The sequence below is a fragment of the Achromobacter sp. Marseille-Q0513 genome, from assembly GCF_018195695.1.
GTDB lineage: Bacteria > Pseudomonadota > Gammaproteobacteria > Burkholderiales > Burkholderiaceae_B > Achromobacter.
Genome location: NZ_JAGTJY010000459.1, coordinates 1 through 574, shown reverse-complemented (window position 1 = coordinate 574; position 574 = coordinate 1). Strand labels below are relative to the sequence as shown.

1 protein-coding gene is annotated in these 574 nt (G+C 62.2%); it reads left to right on the top strand.

The window, feature by feature from the left end; all coding sequences use genetic code 11:
- Window positions 1–439, top strand: a 439-nt coding sequence (locus KDH83_RS31250; protein WP_212322998.1) for an FCD domain-containing protein, incomplete at its 5' end; no start/stop codon positions are given.
- Window positions 440–574: the final 135 nt, after the last annotated feature.

Sequence of the window (574 nt, the reverse complement as noted above, 5' to 3'; positions counted from 1 at the left end):
GGCGGCGCACCGTGATGCGGAGCCGAGATTGGCCGCGCAACGCCCTGGAGGCTATGCCGCCGCAAACATCGCGTTTCACGACATTCTGTATCGAGCCAGCGGCAACAGCTACCTGATCCAGCAGATCATGGTGATCCGCAAGCGCACACAGCCGTATCGACTGCGCTACTTCGATCAACGGAGTCGCCTTACTTGCTCCTGGCAAGAGCATGCCGTCATTCTGGAGGCGGTGCTGGACGGCGACGAGAACGCAGCCTCGCAGGCTGCCACCAGCCACATCGTCCAGGGTGGGCAGCAGTTCCGTGAGTTCGCCGCTCGCTTCCCTTCAGGTCTGTTCGCCCCGGTAGCCCGCATGGGCGAGGCGGAGCACGCTACGCCGGCGCTGGCCTGGCTATACGGCCCGCGCACCATGCCCATTAAAACCAATCCGGTCAACTGAACCGTTCCGTCAATGCATCTGCGGGTGCCACCCAGCGCGTAGCAGCGCGCGGCATTCTGGCGTCCTCAATCAGAACAACAGAAGCAGGAGATCAACATGTTCCATCGTGCTGCAGGTCTTGTGACCGCCCTATTC